Origin of the sequence: Escherichia sp. HH41S, from assembly GCF_009820115.1 — a bacterium.
GTDB classification, from domain to species: domain Bacteria; phylum Pseudomonadota; class Gammaproteobacteria; order Enterobacterales; family Enterobacteriaceae; genus Escherichia; species Escherichia coli_F.
Genome location: NZ_VNXE01000049.1, coordinates 1 through 671, shown reverse-complemented (window position 1 = coordinate 671; position 671 = coordinate 1). Strand labels below are relative to the sequence as shown.

Genomic DNA, 671 nt, shown 5'->3' with positions numbered 1-671 from the left:
TGTCCGAATAGAAATACCGATACACCTACAAGCCTGACTTTTCCGGGCGCCGTTGATAACGGCCTCGTGGATAAGAGAAATAATTTTACGCCGCTCCAGGAGAGGGGTCAGTCTTCCTCGCTGTTGTCCCAGAGGGCATTGAACTTTTCCCTTAATATAAGCAGGGCCGCTGCTTCCGCCAGAGCTTTATCTTTGCGCTTAAGCTCTTTCTCCAGTTCTCGTAACTTATTTTTTGCGTCACGCAATGCCCTGTCTGTTCGGATATTTTCCGTCAATTTCTTTTCATGCGCCTGAATTGAGATAGCCCGCCATTCTTTAACCTGTTCAACAAACAATCCCATGCGTCGGCAATAATCAGCTAGTTCCATTTCTGACAGCGTAGCCGTCTCAAGAACAACTGAGAATCGACGCTCCGGTGTCCAGTCTTCAACATCAACGGAGGTAATCTTTTCATTTTCAGGTAAAAGTCCTTGCTCCACTAACTCACATCTCCATTTTGATACAACTGAGGCACTGATCTTCAGCTTACGGGCTATCTGACGATGTGACCAGCAGTATGGTGGTAAAAGCCATATCAGTCCTTTCTCTTTGAGTTCACTTGGTATTGGTTGTCCTGGCATTGTTATCTCCTTAAAAAATTGAGGCGACAACTATGCTGACACAGGGGGTTA

The 671-nt window shown here is 45.9% G+C and carries 1 protein-coding gene; it reads right to left on the bottom strand.

Features of this window, described 5'->3' with window-relative positions; all coding sequences use genetic code 11:
* Positions 1 to 107: 107 nt before the first annotated feature.
* Positions 108 to 620, bottom strand: coding sequence for a hypothetical protein (locus FQZ95_RS26360; RefSeq protein WP_001119426.1), 513 nt, complete (start codon positions 618 to 620; stop codon positions 108 to 110).
* Positions 621 to 671 lie beyond the last annotated feature (51 nt).

Coding starts and splice junctions, on each gene's coding strand:
- FQZ95_RS26360 (WP_001119426.1), bottom strand. CDS start 620: ATGCCAGGACAACCAATACCAAGTGAACTCAAAGAGAAAGGACTGATA.